Genomic DNA, 17,672 nt, shown 5'->3' on the forward strand with positions numbered 1-17,672 from the left:
GATGCATCAAGAGTGCGTCATGACGTTCGTAGCGTGTTCGGTCATCACCCATGAAAGGATCACGAGATTCCGATTTCGCGTACCAGGCGGTGTACCGCTACCTGAACAATCTGATCAATGAACCGGGCAGTGACGTGCGAGTGCGCCTGCCCTCATTGCGGCAGTTGGCGGATCGTTTGAGTGTGTCGATCTCGACCATTCAATACGCCTATTCGCTGCTTGAGAAGGAAGGACGCATCTATTCGGTTGCCAAGTCAGGCTATTACGCACTGCCGGTGTCTTCTATCGGTCTTCCCGGCAGCGGTAAAGACCTGCTCGAAACGGTCTATGTCAACGCCAGGCGCCCCGGCATGCTGGTGTTGAGCGCCGATGAACCGGCGTTGTTACAACCCCTGGACAGCCCGTTGTTGTTGCTGGAGAGAGAATTGCTGCGCCAGTATCCGCGCCAGCCACAACCGTCTTCACAACCCTGCGGCGAGCTGGAACTGCGCACGGCCCTTGCGGCACGCTACACCACTTCGCCGACACGCTGCTGGCATGCCGATGATGTCTATATCGGCGCAGATATGCGCGGCGTACTTGAAATATTGATCGCCGTTCTTGAGCTCAAAGATTCGGTGGTGGTGGTCGAGTCGCCGTGCGACTGGGTGATTCTGCGCTTGTTCCAGGACGCCGACGTGCAGGTTGTCGAGCTGCCGCTGCAAGCCTGTGGTGGCCTGGATCTCGAACAGCTGAGAGAGCTGCTCGAGACCGGGCGGGTGCGACTGATGATGCTTTCATCAGGACTGAACATGCCGCGCGGGAGCGTGGCGCCTGACGACAACCGGCAGTCCACTGCGCAACTGCTGGGACGGCATGGCTGTTGGGTGTTGGAAAACGATTGTTACGGCGAGCTCGAATTCGAGCCGAGCGGCTTGCGGTTTCGCGACCTGGTGGACCCTGATCGGCTGATCGTGTTTTCCACTTTCGAGAAAATCATCGGCTCGGAGGCACCCTTTGGTTACCTGCTTTCGCGACAACTGCGTGCCGAACTGCAACGGCACTTTCTGCTGCGGGCATTCCGTTTGTCGCTGATTCGTCAGAAAGCCATCGCGCGGCTGTACAGCAACGGACGAATCGATCAACACCTGCTGGTGTTGCGTCGACTGCTCAAGGAACGCATGGTGCTGATGACCCAACTGCTCCAGGAGCGTCTGCCGGAATCGCTGCATTTCGTCGAGCCCCAGGGCGGGGCGACGGTATGGATTCGCTCGTTGCGCCAGGTCAATGTACATCGAGTGTTCCAGAGACTGCTCAAGCAGCAAGTGGTCATCGCACCGGGGGAGTTGTTCAGTTTGCAGGGCCTGCACGCGCAGCACTTGCGCCTGAGTCATACATTCGGTGGCGACCACGAGCTCGTCGCTGCACTGGGGCTACTGGGGGATGCCTTGCGTCTGGAATCGATCGATTGAGCCGAGGTGGCAGAGCTCCTCGGAACCTGACATTCGATAACGTCGCGCAACGGCCAAACTGTCAGTAAACTGCGCTCCTATCCCGAACCACTCTCTCTCAGAGGTTTTGCATGACACTCAGTCCTTTTGCGGGCAAACCGGCACCGGCAGAACTGTTGGTCGACATCCCGCGACTGGTAACGGCCTATTACACCGGCCAGCCCGATGCAGCCATTTCTACCCAGCGCGTTGCCTTCGGCACGTCCGGACACCGAGGTAGCTCGTTCGACTTGAGTTTCAACGAATGGCATGTCCTGGCCATCAGCCAGGCGATCTGCCTGTATCGCGAGGCCCAGGGCATCGATGGCCCGCTGTTCGTCGGGATCGACACCCACGCACTGTCCACGCCGGCCGGTGCCAGTGCCCTGGAAGTGCTGGCGGCGAACGGTGTCACGGTGATGATCGCCGAAGGCGACGAGTACACCCCGACGCCGGCCATTTCCCATGCGATTCTTTGCTACAACCGCGGGCGCACTTCAGGCCTGGCGGACGGCATTGTCATCACGCCGTCCCACAACCCGCCGCAAAGCGGTGGCTACAAGTACAACCCAACCAACGGCGGCCCGGCCGATACCCACATCACCAAGTGGATCGAAGCCAAGGCCAACGAGTTGCTGGCAGCCAAGCTCGCCGGCGTCAAACGCATCAGCTACGAGCAGGCCCTGAAGGCCAGCACTACCCATCGTCACGATTACCTCAACACCTATGTCGCTGACCTGATCAACGTGATCGACTTCGACGCCATCCGCGATGCGAAGCTGCGTCTGGGTGTCGATCCGCTGGGCGGAGCAGGGGTGCGCTACTGGTCGGCGATTGCCGAGCACTACCGCCTGGACCTGGAAGTGGTGAATAAACAGGTTGATGCAACGTTCCGTTTCATGACCGTCGACTGGGACGGGCAGATCCGCATGGACCCATCGTCCAGCTATGCCATGCAAGGCCTGATCGGCCTGAAAGAGCGTTTCGACGTGGCGTTTGCCTGCGACCCGGACCACGACCGTCATGGCATCGTGACCCCGTCCGGTGGTTTGCTGGCGCCGAACAACTACCTCGCGGTCTCGATCGACTACCTGTTCCAGAACCGTCCACTGTGGCGCGCCGATGCGGCCGTGGGTAAGACCGTGGTCAGCAGCGGCTTGATCGATCGCGTCGCCAAACGCCTGGGCCGTCGTCTGTACGAAGTGCCGGTCGGTTTCAAATGGTTTGCCGACGGTCTGTTCGACGGCTCCCTGGGTTTTGGCGGTGAAGAAAGCGCCGGTGCGTCGTTCCTGCGCAAGGACGGCGGTGTCTGGAGTACCGACAAGGACGGTTTGATTCCGGCGCTGCTGGCCGCTGAAATGACCGCTCGCACGGGCCGTGATCCAAGCCAGGCCTATCGCGCGTTGACCGATGAACTGGGTGAGCCGTTCTCGGTACGCGTTGATGCCAAGGCCAACCCTGAACAGAAAGCACTGCTGAGCAAATTGTCGCCGGACCAGGTCACTTCGACTCAACTGGCGGGCGAAGCGATCCAGAGCATCCTCAGCCATGCACCGGGCAACGACCAGGCCATCGGCGGTCTGAAAGTCATGACCGAGAACGGCTGGTTCGCGGCGCGGCCGTCGGGCACCGAGGACATCTACAAGATTTACGCAGAAAGCTTTGTCAGTGATGACCACCTGAAACAACTGGTGGCCGAGGCCCAGACACTGGTAGATGGCGCAATTTCTGCGAAGTGATTGAAGGCCCTGTGGCGAGGGAGCTTGCCTGTGGCGAGGGGGCTTGCCCCCGTTCGGCTGCGAAGCAGTCGTAAACCATTGCATGCGGTGTACCTGATGCACCGCGCTTGCTGGTTTTGGGGCTGCTTCGCAACCCAACGGGGGCAAGCCCCCTCGCCACGGTAAATCCCCTCACCAAAATGGCTACACATAAAAAAGGGGCGACCATTAACGGTCGCCCCTTTTTTTGTCGCGCATTTACCTTATCAAGCCAAATCCACCAACACGATTTCACTGTCCTCAATCGCGGTCACCCGCAACACTTGCTCATCGGCAACCGCGACCCCGTCTCGAGCTTGTGCGCGCAAGCCATTGACTTCAATCGCTCCTGTCGCTGGCACCAGATAAGCGCGACGGCCACTGTCCAGACGATATTCAGCCGTTTCCCCGGCTTTCAGGTTGGCCGCCACCAGACGTGCATCGGCGCGAATCCGCAGGCTTTGATCGTCGCCGGCCTTGCCACTGGCCAGGGTCACGAAGCCTTCGCGCTGGCCTTTGGGGAAGGGCTTGGCGCCCCACGACGGTGCCAGACCGGTTTCGTTGGGGATGATCCAGATCTGAAAGATCCGGGTCTCGGTCGCTTCCAGGTTGTATTCACTGTGGGCGATCCCGGTGCCGGCGCTCATGACCTGCACATCACCGGCTTCGGTACGGCCCTTGTTGCCCAGGTTGTCCTGGTGGGTAATCGCGCCTTCACGAACGTAGGTGATGATTTCCATGTCCCGGTGCGGGTGTTGCGGGAACCCGGTGCCGGGGGCAATCACATCATCGTTCCACACCCGCAGGTTGCCCCAGTTCATGCGTTTGGGGTCGTAGTACTCGGCGAACGAAAAGTGGTGATGGGCATCCAGCCAGCCATGGTGCGCGCCGCCCAGGGAGTTGAAAGGTCTGAGTTCAAGCATGATCGTCTCCTGAAAAAGGTTCGTCATGGGGGCAGAACGTCTGAGCCACAAACGAGAACCGGTGGTTGATGGTCAGTATCATCCATCAGGTACCCATCGATAAAAAGCGTAAAAAATGCCTCAATCCAATCGAATTATTTGATACCGAATAATCTCGAATTTTTCTCATCCAGCCTTCACTTCATCGCATAAGCCAATGACCTGTAAGCATTTCACTAGAACTCAACGGCAAATGCAGACACCATAGCCCCCGACAGCCTCACACACTGGAGTCCGCCTGCGTGCCGCAACACACACCCGATCTTCCGCCCGAACTTCGTCCCCTGGCCGAGATGCCTTTGCTCAAACGTCTGGCCGCCCGGTTCTTTGGCCACGGCCTGACCCGCTTGCGCGCGCAACACCGTGCGTCCTGGCTGCACGGGCAAGCCGACGGTTTTCGCAGCGGTCACAGCGCTGGCGTGGAATACGGCTATAAGGAAGGCAAGCTCGAGGGTCTGGAAGAAGGCCGGCAAGTGCTGCTGATCCGCGACTCGCGCTCCACCGAGCATCGACCGCCCAACGTCGATGACAACCTGTTCGACGATTGGCGCCTGCCATTGAGCGCCGAGCTGAAGAAGCGCATGAAGGCCGACGTGGCGCGACTGCTGCCTGCGCATGCCCAGCCGAGCGCTGCCCAATGGAAAATGATCTTCAGTGACACACCGTCGACTTCGGTGATCGCCGGCGCGGGCGCGGGCAAGTCGACCACCCTGGTGTTGCGTATCCTGCTGCTCAGCCATTACCTGGGGTTTGAGCTGAGCTCGATGACCGTGGTGACCTTCACTCGCGAGTCGCGCAAGGACTTCATCAATAAGCTGATCGAACTGTTTGCCGTGTGGGGCCGGGCACTCAGCTTCAAAGAAGCGCGGGACCTGGTGCGTACTTTTCATTCGCGGATCCTGCCAATGGTGCGCAGCCTGCCGGGTTTCGAACGGCTGCAAGCCTTCGAAAACCTCAGCTTTCGCGTGCAGGGCACCGATGAGGAGGTCGACAGCAACCCCTTCGACCTGCGAATCAACGACGCCCAGCGCCAGCAGCTCAACGCCTGCTATCACAGCCTGCATACCCGCGATGAGCGTTTCCGCGAATTGATCAAGCCGTTGTCTCGTCACGCCTTGCAGCTCAAGGAACTGGAGCGCGATCACCCGGACGTGCAAAAGCGCATGGCGGTGACTGAACTGGCGGCCAAGCGCGATGAAGAGCTGTGCGACACCATCGAGGACCTGTGGTTTCGCGCCGGCGCCTGGCCGATCAAGGGCATCGAGCCGAATCGTCAGACCTTCGACATCAACGGTTCGACCTTCCATTGCCACGGTTATATTCCGGCGCTGGATGCCTGGGTGGTGCTGGGTTTCGATCCTCGGGAAAATCCCCAGGTCAGTCGCCCGAATGCCAAGCTGACCGTGCGTGCGGAATGGGCTGTAAAGCGCACCCTGTTTCAAGCTTTCTGTCGTAAGCCATTGATATGGCTAGATAGTTACGAATCTTCAAAACGTGTTTTGGCGTCGCTTGCCGGTGACGCCAGCGCCGGGCCGGGCTTCGATTACAAGGTCAAGGGCGAGCTGGCTTCCGCGCCGTTGCTGGACTGTTTTGTCGCGGCAGCCGGGTTTATCGAAAACCTCGGCCTGGATGTGCCCAATGCCGTGGGCCAGATGAGTTTCGCCAAAGATGACCCGGACCGATTCTTCTTCGAGGCCTTGAGCCTGTTCTGGCGAGCGCTGGAAGATCATCTGCTGGATCAATCGCCACCCGTGATGACCTACAACCGGATGTTTGCCCTGTTCAGCGAGCATTCACCGGAGAATCTCAAGTTGCTCGGCGATGAACTGCTCAGGCCAATGTCGCACTTGATGATCGATGAGTTCCAGGACGTGTCGCCGCAGATCGTTTCCTGGATTCGCGCCAGCCTGGCCGAGATCCGCAGTCGTGGCCCGGCCATGCACGTAGGGCGAGGGGCGCAACGTTCGTCATTGCTGTGTGTGGGGGACGACTGGCAATCGATTTACGGCTGGCGTGGCAGCTCGCCGAGCTACTTCATGGAGTTCAACAAGGAGTTCCCGTCGCCGAGCACAACCAAGGTGATGCTCAGCGACAATTACCGCAGCCATCAGCACATCATCGACGCGGCGGAGCACATCGTCCGCGCCGCACCGGCAATCGCCGGCAAGAAGGCCAAGGCCAGCGGAGAACCCAAGGCGTTGCTGCCGGTGAACGTCCTCGATCGGGATGACCAGGGCATGGCCCAGCGCCTGATCGAGCACTACAGAAAAGGCGATTCAATCTTGATGCTTTATCGAAAAAGTAGCGATAAGTCATTGATAGAAGAGCATATTCAGTCTGTAGTTAATGTTGATTCTAGCTTGCCGTACGACGCGCGACGGCTCAAGCAACTGACCTATCACAGCGCCAAGGGCCTGCAAGCTGATGCGGTGTTCCTGCTGGGTGATTGCCAGCATCTGACCAGTTCGCCTTACAAGAACCAGGTCTATCGCATGGCCGGGCTCGGCAAGGCCGGCGACAGCGAGCCCTACGACAGCGCACAGAAAGACGAGATCCTGCGTCTGGCCTACGTGGGCATCACCCGGGCGGTGAGCCATTGCTACTGGTATGTCGATGGCCAGGATACCCAGGCGGCGAATATGCCCAAGGCCTCCGACCGGATCGGCAAGGGCAAGGCGTTTTTTGCCGATCACCGTCAGGGAAAAGTGCAGGCCTGAACCTCAAGAGAGTCTTGAGTCAAAAAACCTGTGGCGAGGGAGCTTGCTCCCGCTGGGCTGCGTAGCGGCCCCAAAAATGCGACAAGCATTGCCGATTTTTGTGAGCGCTGCGCACTCAAGCGGGAGCAAGCTCCCTCGCCACAAAAGTTGCGAGGGGCGCGATCCCGGCCTATGGTCCAAGCGAGGCTTTGATTGCGACGAGGCGCTCGACACGCTTCAGGTCGCTGTCCATCCAGTGCGGATACCCGTAGCGAGGTGACGACATGCCGAACAACTCCCGTCCCGCCGTGCTCGAACTGATCGGCAATACGCCGCTGGTGCGTATCAGCCGCTTCGATACCGGCCCATGCACACTGTTCCTCAAGCTTGAATCGCAGAACCCCGGTGGTTCGATCAAGGATCGCATCGGCCTGGCGATGATCGACGCCGCCGAGCGCGACGGTCGCCTGCGCCCCGGCGGTACCATCGTCGAGGCCACCGCCGGCAACACCGGTCTGGGGCTGGCACTGGTTGGTCGCGCCAAGGGTTACCGGGTGGTGTTGGTGGTGCCGGACAAAATGTCCACCGAGAAGGTCCTGCACCTCAAGGCGATGGGCGCCGAAGTGCACATCACCCGCTCCGACGTCGGCAAGGGGCATCCGGATTATTACCAGGACGTCGCTGCGCGGCTGGCCAAGGACATTCCCGACGCCTTCTTCGCCGATCAGTTCAACAACCCGGCCAATCCTCTGGCCCACGAGTGCAGCACCGCGCCGGAGATCTGGGCGCAGACTCAGCATGATGTGGATGCCATCGTGGTCGGTGTCGGTTCGGCCGGCACGCTGACCGGGCTGACTCGTTTCTTTCAGCGCGTACAACCGAATCTGGAAATGGTGCTGGCCGATCCGGTCGGCTCGGTGATGGCCGAATACAGCCGCAGCGGCACCCTCGGTACGCCCGGTTCCTGGGCGGTGGAGGGCATCGGCGAGGACTTCATTCCGTCGATTGCCGACCTTTCCAGCGTGCGCAAGGCCTATTCGATCAGCGACGAGGAAAGCTTCGATCATGCCCGCCAGCTGCTGCGCGCCGAAGGCATTCTCGGCGGCTCTTCGACGGGCACCTTGCTGGCGGCGGCATTGCGCTATTGCCGCGAGCAAACCGAGCCGAAGCGGGTGGTCAGTTTCGTTTGCGACACCGGCACCCGTTATCTGTCGAAGATCTACAACGACCAGTGGATGAACGATCAGGGCCTGCTTGCGCGCAAACGCTACGGCGATTTGCGTGACCTGATCGCGCGGCGTTTCGAGGATGGCCGGGTGGTCAGCGTCGGCCCGGACGACACCTTGCTCACCGCCTTCCAGCGCATGCGCCTGGCGGATGTGTCGCAACTGCCGGTGCTGGTGGACGGGCAGCGGCTGGTCGGGGTCATCGACGAGTCCGATATTCTGTTTGGCGTGCATGAAGACGCCACGCACTTTCGCATGACCGTGACCAGCGCGATGACCGACAAACTCGAAACCCTGCCTCCCGGCGCCAGTCTTGCTGAACTGGAGGCGGTGCTCGACCGTGGGCTGGTGGCGATCATCGCCGACACCTCGGGCTTCCACGGCCTGATTACCCGCGTCGACATGCTCAATCACTTGCGGAGATCACTGGCATGAGTCAGCACGATGAAAGCACCGCGCCACGGGGCTTTGCCACCCGTGTGATCCATGCCGGACAGACGCCGGACCCGGCCACCGGGGCGCTGATGCCGCCGATTTACGCCAACTCCACCTATGCGCAGCAGAGCCCCGGTGTGCACAAGGGCTTCGATTACGGGCGTTCGCACAACCCGACGCGCTTTGCCCTGGAGCGTTGCGTGGCGGACCTTGAGGGCGGCACCCAGGCGTTCGCTTTCGCCTCCGGGCTGGCGGCGATCGCCACTGTGCTCGAATTGCTCGACGCGGGTGCGCACATCGTTTCTGGCAATGATTTGTACGGCGGGACTTTCCGTCTGTTCGAACGGGTGCGCCGGCGCAGCGCGGGGCATCGCTTCAGCTTCGTTGATCTGACGAACCTGGCGGCCTTCGAAGCGGCGCTGCAGCATGACACGCGGATGGTCTGGGTCGAGACGCCGAGCAATCCTTTGCTCAGCCTCACTGACCTCGCCGCCGTCGCACGCATCTGTCGCGAGCGCGGCATCATCTGCGTGGCGGACAACACCTTCGCCAGCCCGTGGATCCAGCGTCCTCTGGAATTGGGCTTTGATATCGTGCTGCACTCGACCACCAAGTACCTCAACGGTCATTCCGACGTGATCGGCGGCATCGCAGTGGTCGGGCAGAATGCAGAACTGGCCGAGCGCCTGGGCTTTCTGCAGAACGCAGTGGGGGCGATCGCCGGGCCGTTCGACGCGTTCCTCACCTTGCGCGGGGTGAAGACCCTGGCGCTGCGCATGGAACGTCATTGCAGCAACGCGCTGGAGTTGGCGCAATGGCTGGAACGTCAGCCGCAAGTGGCACGCGTGTATTATCCGGGCCTGCCATCGCACCCGCAGCACGAATTGGCGCGGCGGCAGATGCGCGGGTTCGGCGGGATGATTTCCGTCGAGCTGAACAGCGACCTGACGGGCGCCAGACGTTTTCTCGAGAGTGTGCGGATCTTTGCCTTGGCCGAGAGCCTGGGCGGGGTGGAAAGCCTGATCGAGCACCCGGCGATCATGACTCACGCCACCATTCCCGCAGAAACACGCGCACAGCTAGGTATCAGCGATGCGCTGGTGCGTTTGTCTGTGGGGGTGGAGGATGTCGAAGACCTACGCGCCGATTTGGCCCAGGCCCTGATGTCTATCAGTTAAGCGCAATTCATGTGGGAGCGGGCTTGTGTGGCGAGGGGGCTTGCCCCCGTTCGGCTGCGTAGCAGTCGCAAATCCGGTTGATGCGTTTTACCTGGAGGATCGCAGTGAATGTTTTTTTGGGGCCGCTGCGCAGCCCAACGGGGGCAAGCCCCCTCGCCACAATAGTCCCGCGCCTTTGTCCTGACCGTCAGGCATAACTCCTGAGCGTCTGCGGAGGAATGAACGCTTCCAGCTCATCCTCGACCGCTTCGATAATCCGCTCTACATCGGCAGCGTTCATGACCGTTGCACAAGGAATGCCGGCAATGGCGATCATGGTTTCGCCGCTGGCTCGGTCGAATAGACGAGCAACCATGCTGCCCGGTGCATCCATGGTCGCTTCGAAACCCATGGGATGAAAATGCCAGCGCATCAGCTGGCAGGCATTTGGAAAAGTGACCTTGCTGAATGAACCTTGATTCATGTGTTGCCCACCTTCTTCATCGAGCGCTTCCTTTAGCTCATGTTAGGAGGGAAGAGCCTTCAATGGCTCAACCGGTGACTGTCTTTAAAAGTAGCACCCGGATGTGAAAATCATGTGGATTTTTTCAGACCGTTCAGCGATTGGTTCAGTTTTTTTGATGCAGGTCATGAGATACGGGCATCTCGGCCAAGGGCCAGCATTGCCGGGCCGGGCATCCCATTGGTCATTGAAGCCCGGACAGAACTTCGGCAAGCTCGATTTTTTCTCGTCGAGTCCTCTATGCACGCCGATGATGATGGTCCGTCGCAAACCCAGGCCACGGGCGACACGGTCATGCGTTACCACCTGCGCTGGAAGCACCGGGATCTGGATGGTGTGATGGCGCTTTATCACCCGGACATTCAGTACAACGACTTTTTCCAGAACCGCGTGATGGGGCTGGATGCGTTGCGCGACTACGTGCGCGACAGTATGCCCCGGGATCCGGATGAGGCGCTGGAGCACTCGGACCGTATTCGACTGGATGGCAACACGGCGTTCATTCAATACCGCATCACCCTTCGCGGCGGTGAAGGGCTGGTGTCGTTTCGGACCAGCGAGGCGATCACCGTGCGTGACGGGCTGATCTGGCGGGTCAATGAATACGCCACCCTTGTACATGAACAAACATCCGGCAAAGCCGCCCGCAGCCTGCGCCCGGCGGTCAGTCGGCTCGGGTTGTCACCGCGACAGCTGAGTTTCATGGCCGAAGACTTGCAGCAGTATTTCCAGGGGCAGCAGCCGTATCTGGATCCCGAACTCGACCTGCAACGGGTGGCGAAGGAGTGCGGTTACAGCCGCAATCAGATTTCCTACCTGTTGAACCAGGTGCTCGGCCAAAGCTTCTACCGTTACGTCAATCAGGCGCGGTTGCAGCATTTGCTCGCGGCACTGGACAGTGCCACTCCACCACTGCGTATCGATGAGCTGGCCTTTGCCGCAGGCTTCAATTCGCTGTCGGCGTTTTACAGCTGTTTCCGCCAGCACACCGGTCTGTCGCCCAAGGCTTACGTCAAACAAATTTCTTTGCATGCACGCGCGCAAGACGGCCCCTGAGCCCACGCACTAGGATCGACGCCATCGAAGTATTGAGTGGCGGAGTCTTGCATGGCAGCGTGGCGAACGATCAGTTTGTGGATGGATCAACTCGACGAGCCGATGCTGGCGCGCCCGGCGCTGGAACAGGACCTGGACGTCGACGTGGCCATCATTGGCGCCGGGTACACCGGGCTCTGGACGGCGTACTACCTCAAACGCCTGGCGCCGGGACTGAACATCGCCATCGTCGAAGCCCAAACCGCGGGGTTTGGTGCGTCGGGCCGTAACGGCGGCTGGTTGATGGGCAATCTGCTGGGTGAAGACCGCTTGCTCGCCGGACTACCGGCGGAACAACGTCGCGCCTCTTTCGATCTGTTGCACAGCATCCCTGATGAAGTAGAGATCGTCCTCGAACGAGAAGGCATTGACTGCGATTACCGCAAGGGCGGGGCGCTTTACTGTGCGGCGCGTTACCCGGAGCAGGAAGCCAGCCTGCGCGATTATCTGGACGCGCTCTACCGCCAAGGGCTGACCGAGGCCGACTACCGCTGGCTCAACACCGAGCAATTGGCGCAACAGATCAGAATTGCCAAACCTTATGGCGGTATCTATGCACCGCACGTGGCGACCATTCACCCGGCAAAGTTGGTGCGAGGTCTGGCACGGACGGTGGAGTGCATGGGGGTCAAAATTTATGAAAACAGCCCGGTCACCCAGTGGCAGTCGGGCAGTTTGCGTACCGCCCGCGCGCAGGTTCGCAACCGCTGGATCGTGCCGGCGGTAGAAGGTTACGCGGTCACGTTGCCGCCGCTGGGTCGTTATCAATTGCCCGTGCAGAGTTTACTGGTGGCGACCGAACCGCTGTCCGCCGCGACCTGGGACGACATCGGCCTCAGCCATGGTCAGGCGTTCAGCGAAAGCAGCCGCCAGGTCACCTACGGCCAGCGCACGGCCGACAACCGTCTGGTGTTTGGCGCCCGTGGCGGCTATCAGTTTGCCGGCAAGTTGCGCCATGACTTCGAGCTGAGCGCCAGCGAAGTGCAGTTGCGACGCTACCTGTTCGGTGAACTCTTCCCGCAGCTCAAGAACGTGCGAATCACCCACGCCTGGGGCGGAAACCTGGGGATGTCCCGGCGCTTCAAGCCGCACATGCTCTGCGATCAGGCCAGCGGCATCGCCTTGTCGGGCGGTTATGGCGGGGAAGGCGTGGGTGCCAGCAACCTCGGCGGGCGGACGCTGGCCGATCTGATTCTTCGGCGCGATACCGAGTTGGTGCGCCAGCCGTGGGTGATTACGGAGGGCGGTCTCGACGCGCTCAAGGCCTGGGAGCCGGAGCCCTGCCGCTGGCTGGGCTACAACGCAATCATCCGCAGCTTCGTTCACGAAGACCAGACCCTGGCCAATCCGTCCACCGCGCCCTGGCGTCGCAAACTGGCCGGCCGGGTCGCGGGGTTCATGGAAGGTTTCATGCGCTGAACGGCGATGCACTGATGTTGCCAGCCAACAGCCTCGGCATCTGGGACATCCAGGAAACCGTGCGCAAGACCTACGTTTTGATTTTTTGATCTCTGATTGCCTGCCAGTTCTCCAATAAAAAGAAAACAACCCATACAGGAATCGACCCATGATCCGAAAGACACTGACGCTTGCTCCACTTGCGCTCGTCGCGACCCTCAGTCAGGCCGCCGAGACCGTGAAAATCTACAACTGGTCGGACTACATCGCCCCGGACACCACAAAAAACTTCCAGAAAGAAACCGGTATCGCCTTCAGTTACGACGTCTTCGACAGCAACGAAACCCTTGATGGCAAATTGATGACCGGCGCATCTGGGTATGACGTGGTATTCCCATCCAACCACTTCATGGCCCGACAGATTGAGGGCGGGGCCCTGAAGAAACTCGACAAGAGCCAGCTGCCGAACTGGAAAAACCTCAACCCGGTGTTGCTCAAAACGTTACAAGCCAACGACCCGGGCAACGAGCATGGCTTCCCGTATTTATGGGGCAGCACCGGCATCGGCTACAACGTGGCCAAGGTCAAGGCTGTGCTGGGCGACAACGCGCCGGTGGATTCCTGGGACCTGATCTTCAAACCCGAGAACATGGCAAAACTGCAAAAGTGCGGCGTGGCGATCCTCGACAACGGGCCCGAACTGTTGCCGGCGGCGTTGAATTACCTGGGGCTGCCGCATCACAGCAAAAAAACCGAAGACTATAAAAAGGCCGAAGCGCTGCTGATGAAAGTCCGGCCCTATGTCAGCTATTTCCACTCGTCCAAATACACCAGCGACCTGGCCAACGGCGATATCTGCGTGGCCGTCGGCTTCTCTGGCGACATTCTCCAGGCGGAAAACCGCGCCAAGGAAGCCGGGAATGGTGTGGACATCGGCTATTCGATTCCCAAGGAAGGCGCGGCCATCTGGTTCGACATGGTCGCCATGCCCGCCGACGCCCCGGACGAGAAAGCCGGTTACGCGTTCATGAACTACCTGCTGCGTCCCGACGTCATGGCCGGCATCAGCAACTACGTGCACTACGCCAACGGCAACGAACAGGCCGACCACCTGATCGATCCGGCGATCAAGAACGACACCAAGGTGTATCCGAGCCCGGAAATGATGGGCAAATTGTTTGCCCTTGAGGCGATGCCGTTGAACATCGACAGGGTGCGGACGCGGGTGTGGAACAAGATCAGGACCGGTAGCTGATCGGTCTGCCTGCAACACCTCTCGAGTAGCGATGGCAAAAGGCGCGTGCGGTATTACCCGACGCGCCAGTCTGTCATTTGCTGGCGTCCAGCACGACGCGGTAACGCGCCTTGCCACTGCGTAGGTGATCAATGGCGTCGTTGATCCGGCTCATGGGAAAGTGTTCGACCTGCGGCAAGATCTGATGCCGGGCGCAGAACTCAAGCATGGTTGCTGTGTTACTGGGCGAGCCAACCGGCGAGGCGGACACACTCTTTTGTTGGGGCAGGAGGTTGAATACGTGCACTGGAATAGCGCCAGGCACGACGCCGACAAAGTGCAGGCGACCCTTGCCGCGCAGCGTGCCGAGCATGGACGGCCAGTCGAGGTCGGCGTTGGCGGTGACCAGGAGAAAATCCAGGGTGCCGGCAATGGATTTCAGCGCGTTACTGTCGGTAGAGGCGAGCACGTTGTGCGCGCCCAGGCGCCTGGCTTCGTCCTGCTTGCTCAACGACGAGGTAAAGGCCGTGACCTCGCAGCCCCAGGCGTTGAGAAAGCGCAGTGCCAGATGACCGAGGCCGCCGATTCCCACGACACCGACCCGGTCAGTGGGCTTGACGTCGAATTCCACGAGCGGGTTGAACACCGTCGAGCCTGCGCAGAACAGCGGTCCGGCCATGGCCGGGTCAAGTCCGTCCGGTATCGCAAGCGCCCAGGCCCAGTGCGAACGCAGGCGATCGGCGAAGCCTCCATTGCTGCCAACGATGGTGGGTTGGACTGTGCTGCACAGATTGTGGGAGCCTCCGATGCACGAGGAGCAATGCATGCAACTGCCCTTGTACCAACCAATGCCCACCCGTTGCCCCACTTCGAGACCGCGTACCTGTGCGCCCACTCGCACGATACTGCCGACTACTTCGTGGCCAGGGATAAACGGGTAGTGGCTCAGGCCCCATTCGTTATCGATCATCGACTGGTCGGAGTGACAGACGCCGCAATACTCCACGGCGACTTCCACCTCCTCGGCGCCCAATGGACCGGGGTCGTAGCTATAGCGCTCCAGCGGCGCGCCTGCCGATGTTGCGGCCCAGCCGGTAAAAGTTGTGAGTTCGGTACTGTTGCTCATGGGATACCTCCAGATCAGGAGACAGGGACTTTGGCCGTTCGGATGCGGTGGCCTGGCAAGCCAGAGCGTAATCAGTCTAGCAGGCCGCAATCACGAGCATGGTCTGAGGGCGGCGCCGGGATTAACGGGTCGTCGGAGCCCTGTCGTTGTCCACTGCGGCAACTAACTGGACGTTTAATTTGATTGATATCAATACACTGGCACTGATACTAAGAAGTCCAAAAAAAGAGAGCCAATCAACAAAAAAACAACTTACCAATATTTAATATTTAAATATGAAATTGTCGGACAATCCGGCTGAAACCCTGTACTAAGAACAATCTTTCGACAGCACAAGCAATGTTTGCTGGAGTTCTACGAAACAGTTCAATTTGACGTCAAAAAAAATGTAGACGTTTGATTTCGAATTGTGTCAGTTTTCATACGCCTTCATTGGGCGAGTGATAGGACGATCTCGCCAGAGATTGTCGTATCGGACAAAAACTGTTCCATTGCTAAACAAGGAAGTGTGTTTATGTCGAAAGTAAAAGACAACGCTATTGATCTTGCCGAACAGGCCTTTGCACCATTGGCTGCCGCCAGTTCTGCCTACAACCAGATCGATAGTTTCAGCCATCAGTATGATCGGGGTGGCAATCTCACGGTCAATGGCAAACCCTCCTTCTCCGTCGACCAGGCCGCTACCCAGCTGCTGCGTGACGGCGCTGCCTACCAGGACAAGGACGGCAGTGGCAAAATCGAACTTACCTACACGTTCCTGACCTCGGCCTCGTCGAGCACCATGAACAAGCACGGCATTACCGGGTTCAGCCAGTTCAATACGCAACAGAAAGCCCAGGCCGTGCTCGCCATGCAATCCTGGGCCGACGTGGCCAACGTCACCTTCACCGAGAAGTCCTCCGGTGGTGACGGTCACATGACCTTCGGCAACTACAGCGGTGGTCAGGATGGCGCAGCGGCATTCGCTTATCTGCCTGGCACGGGCGCCGGTTATGACGGTACTTCGTGGTACCTGACCAACAGCAGCTATACGCCGAACAAGACGCCGGACCTGAACAACTACGGCCGTCAGACCCTGACCCACGAAATCGGTCATACCCTGGGGCTGGCCCACCCTGGCGATTACAACGCCGGTGAAGGTGCGCCGACCTACAATGACGCGACTTACGGGCAAGACACCCGCGGTTATAGCGTCATGAGTTACTGGAGTGAAAGCAATACCGATCAGAACTTCAGCAAGGGCGGTGTGGAAGCGTATTCTTCCGGCCCGCTGATGGACGATATCGCGGCCATCCAGAAGCTCTACGGTGCCAACACCACCACCCGTACCGGTGACACCACCTACGGCTTCAACTCCAACGCCGGTCGCGACTTCTTGAGCGCATCTTCCTCGTCGGACAAAGTCGTGTTTTCGGTGTGGGATGCGGGCGGCAAGGACACCCTGGATTTCTCCGGCTTTACCCAGAACCAGAAGATCAACCTCAATGAAGCCTCGTTCTCCGACGTTGGCGGCCTGGTGGGCAACGTGTCCATCGCCAAAGGCGTCACGATCGAGAACGCGATTGGCGGCTCGGGTAGCGACCTGTTGATCGGTAACAGTGTGTCCAACGAACTGAAGGGCGGTGCCGGCAACGACATCCTCTTCGGCGCGGGCGGTGCAGACAAACTGTGGGGCGGCTCGGGTTCGGACACCTTCGTGTTCGCGGCCAGCAGCGATTCCAAGCCAGGCGCGGTCGACCAGATCCTAGATTTCGTCAGCGGCCTGGACAAGATCGACCTGACCGGCATCACCAAAGGCGCGGGCCTGCATTTCGTGAACTCGTTCACCGGTGCGGCAGGCGATGCAGTGTTGACCACTTCGGGCGGCAACAGCCTGTTGTCGGTGGACTTCTCCGGGCACGGCGTGGCTGATTTCCTGGTCAGCACCGTTGGCCAGGCGGCGTTCTCGGACATCGTGGCCTGATTCAAGGCATAAAGGAGGGCGGCGCTTTACGCGTCGTTCTCTGCCCCGATCCAGAGTAAAACGCCCTATGACCCAGAACGCTTTTACCTGCAAAACAACCGCGTGGCTGTTAGCGACGCTAATGATGTTTCTTGGAGAAGTAGCCATGGCAAGCAGTCTGAAATTAGCCGATCCGTCGGAGCTCGCCGGCAAATGGCAAGCCATTTTGAATACCGCGCAAGACTCGCCCGAGTCCCAGGCGCTGCAGGACAAACCGTCGAATGTCTGCACGATAGAGCTTAAATCGGACCAGACCCTGGGTGAGGGGGCCGATTGCTTCAGTGCCTGGCTGAACAAATCGGCAATGGGCTGGTTCCCGGAGCCGGACGGCATTGCCGTGACCGGGGAAGAAGGCTCAAGAATTGTGTTTTTCAGCCGACAGCATGAGGGGCTTTATAAAAGCACCTTGAAGTCGGGGCTGATTATTACGCTCACGCGCGCAGCGCAATAAGCGAAAGGCGTCGGACCGACGACAGGTACTGAATATAAAGACCGTTGTTGCAGTTATAAGCAGCAGATCAATAACCAAGACTCTTTAAAGTCCACAAAGAGTTGTTATTAATCTGTCAGCAATAACCGGCAAAAGAATGTC

Annotated in this window: 13 protein-coding genes and 1 pseudogene; 11 read left to right on the forward strand and 3 right to left on the reverse strand. The window is 59.5% G+C overall.

The features are described 5' to 3' along the window. Positions 1–50 precede the first annotated feature (50 nt). Both AC1DQM_RS02135 and pgm read left to right on the forward strand, forming a co-directional pair. The gene (locus AC1DQM_RS02135) at positions 51–1,451 is read left to right on the forward strand and encodes an aminotransferase-like domain-containing protein (protein ID WP_064618032.1); all 1,401 of its coding nucleotides are present in this window, start codon (positions 51–53) and stop codon (positions 1,449–1,451) included. 110 nt (positions 1,452–1,561) lie between these two features. Continuing rightward, positions 1,562–3,208, forward strand: coding sequence for a phosphoglucomutase (alpha-D-glucose-1,6-bisphosphate-dependent) (pgm, locus tag AC1DQM_RS02140; protein ID WP_138867588.1), 1,647 nt, complete (start codon positions 1,562–1,564; stop codon positions 3,206–3,208). A gap of 245 nt (positions 3,209–3,453) precedes the next feature. On the opposite strand, the gene AC1DQM_RS02145 is transcribed toward pgm, so the two are convergent. Next, positions 3,454–4,149: a pirin family protein gene (locus AC1DQM_RS02145; protein WP_258668486.1), complete on the reverse strand. Its 696-nt coding sequence runs from the start codon at positions 4,147–4,149 to the stop codon at positions 3,454–3,456. Positions 4,150–4,430: 281 nt separating this feature from the next. Between AC1DQM_RS02145 and AC1DQM_RS02150 the strand changes: the two genes are divergently transcribed. The 3 genes from AC1DQM_RS02150 (at position 4,431) to AC1DQM_RS02160 (ending at position 9,723) form a co-directional block, all read left to right on the forward strand. Then, positions 4,431–6,905: a UvrD-helicase domain-containing protein gene (locus AC1DQM_RS02150; protein WP_111453389.1), complete on the forward strand. Its 2,475-nt coding sequence runs from the start codon at positions 4,431–4,433 to the stop codon at positions 6,903–6,905. Positions 6,906–7,168: 263 nt separating this feature from the next. Then, positions 7,169–8,545, forward strand: a complete 1,377-nt coding sequence (locus AC1DQM_RS02155) for a pyridoxal-phosphate dependent enzyme (RefSeq protein ID WP_064618027.1) — start codon at positions 7,169–7,171, stop codon at positions 8,543–8,545. After that, entirely contained in the window at positions 8,542–9,723 is a 1,182-nt protein-coding gene (locus AC1DQM_RS02160) for a cystathionine gamma-synthase (protein WP_477745784.1), read from the forward strand. The genes AC1DQM_RS02155 and AC1DQM_RS02160 overlap by 4 nt, the downstream gene beginning before the upstream one ends. Before the next feature lie 187 nt (positions 9,724–9,910). Here AC1DQM_RS02160 and AC1DQM_RS02165 read toward each other — a convergent pair whose 3' ends face one another. Beyond that, a complete protein-coding gene (locus tag AC1DQM_RS02165) occupies positions 9,911–10,186 on the reverse strand; it encodes a DUF1652 domain-containing protein (RefSeq protein WP_018926009.1) in 276 nt (91 codons plus the stop codon). A gap of 279 nt (positions 10,187–10,465) precedes the next feature. Here AC1DQM_RS02165 and AC1DQM_RS02170 point away from each other — a divergent pair, with 279 nt between their 5' ends. The 4 genes and pseudogenes from AC1DQM_RS02170 to AC1DQM_RS02185 all read left to right on the forward strand — a co-directional run bounded on the left by AC1DQM_RS02170 (position 10,466) and on the right by AC1DQM_RS02185 (position 13,973). Beyond that, a complete protein-coding gene (locus AC1DQM_RS02170) occupies positions 10,466–11,281 on the forward strand; it encodes a helix-turn-helix transcriptional regulator (RefSeq protein ID WP_477745785.1) in 816 nt (271 codons plus the stop codon). A gap of 51 nt (positions 11,282–11,332) precedes the next feature. Next, complete coding sequence (locus AC1DQM_RS02175) at positions 11,333–12,739, forward strand: NAD(P)/FAD-dependent oxidoreductase (RefSeq protein ID WP_477745786.1); 1,407 nt, start codon at positions 11,333–11,335, stop codon at positions 12,737–12,739. A gap of 2 nt (positions 12,740–12,741) precedes the next feature. Then, a pseudogene (locus tag AC1DQM_RS02180) lies at positions 12,742–12,828 on the forward strand (cupin domain-containing protein); the annotation flags it as partial. 59 nt (positions 12,829–12,887) lie between these two features. Continuing rightward, positions 12,888–13,973 carry a polyamine ABC transporter substrate-binding protein gene (locus tag AC1DQM_RS02185; protein ID WP_436275333.1) on the forward strand — a complete coding sequence of 362 codons (1,086 nt, stop codon included), beginning with the start codon at positions 12,888–12,890 and terminating at the stop codon, positions 13,971–13,973. A 73-nt stretch (positions 13,974–14,046) separates the two neighbouring features. Here the strand turns inward: AC1DQM_RS02185 and ahr are convergent, their stop codons facing one another. After that, on the reverse strand, positions 14,047–15,078 hold the full coding sequence (gene ahr / locus AC1DQM_RS02190; RefSeq protein ID WP_477745787.1) for an NADPH-dependent aldehyde reductase Ahr: 1,032 nt from the start codon (positions 15,076–15,078) through the stop codon (positions 14,047–14,049). Between the two features lie 514 nt (positions 15,079–15,592). On the opposite strand from ahr, the gene AC1DQM_RS02195 reads away from it, so the two are divergent. Together AC1DQM_RS02195 and AC1DQM_RS02200 are read left to right on the forward strand one after the other, a co-directional pair. Beyond that, positions 15,593–17,041, forward strand: a complete 1,449-nt coding sequence (locus tag AC1DQM_RS02195) for a serralysin family metalloprotease (protein ID WP_018926004.1) — start codon at positions 15,593–15,595, stop codon at positions 17,039–17,041. A gap of 67 nt (positions 17,042–17,108) precedes the next feature. Then, positions 17,109–17,531: an AprI/Inh family metalloprotease inhibitor gene (locus tag AC1DQM_RS02200; protein WP_018926003.1), complete on the forward strand. Its 423-nt coding sequence runs from the start codon at positions 17,109–17,111 to the stop codon at positions 17,529–17,531. Positions 17,532–17,672 lie beyond the last annotated feature (141 nt).

The organism is Pseudomonas sp. 01L34, from assembly GCF_056400265.1.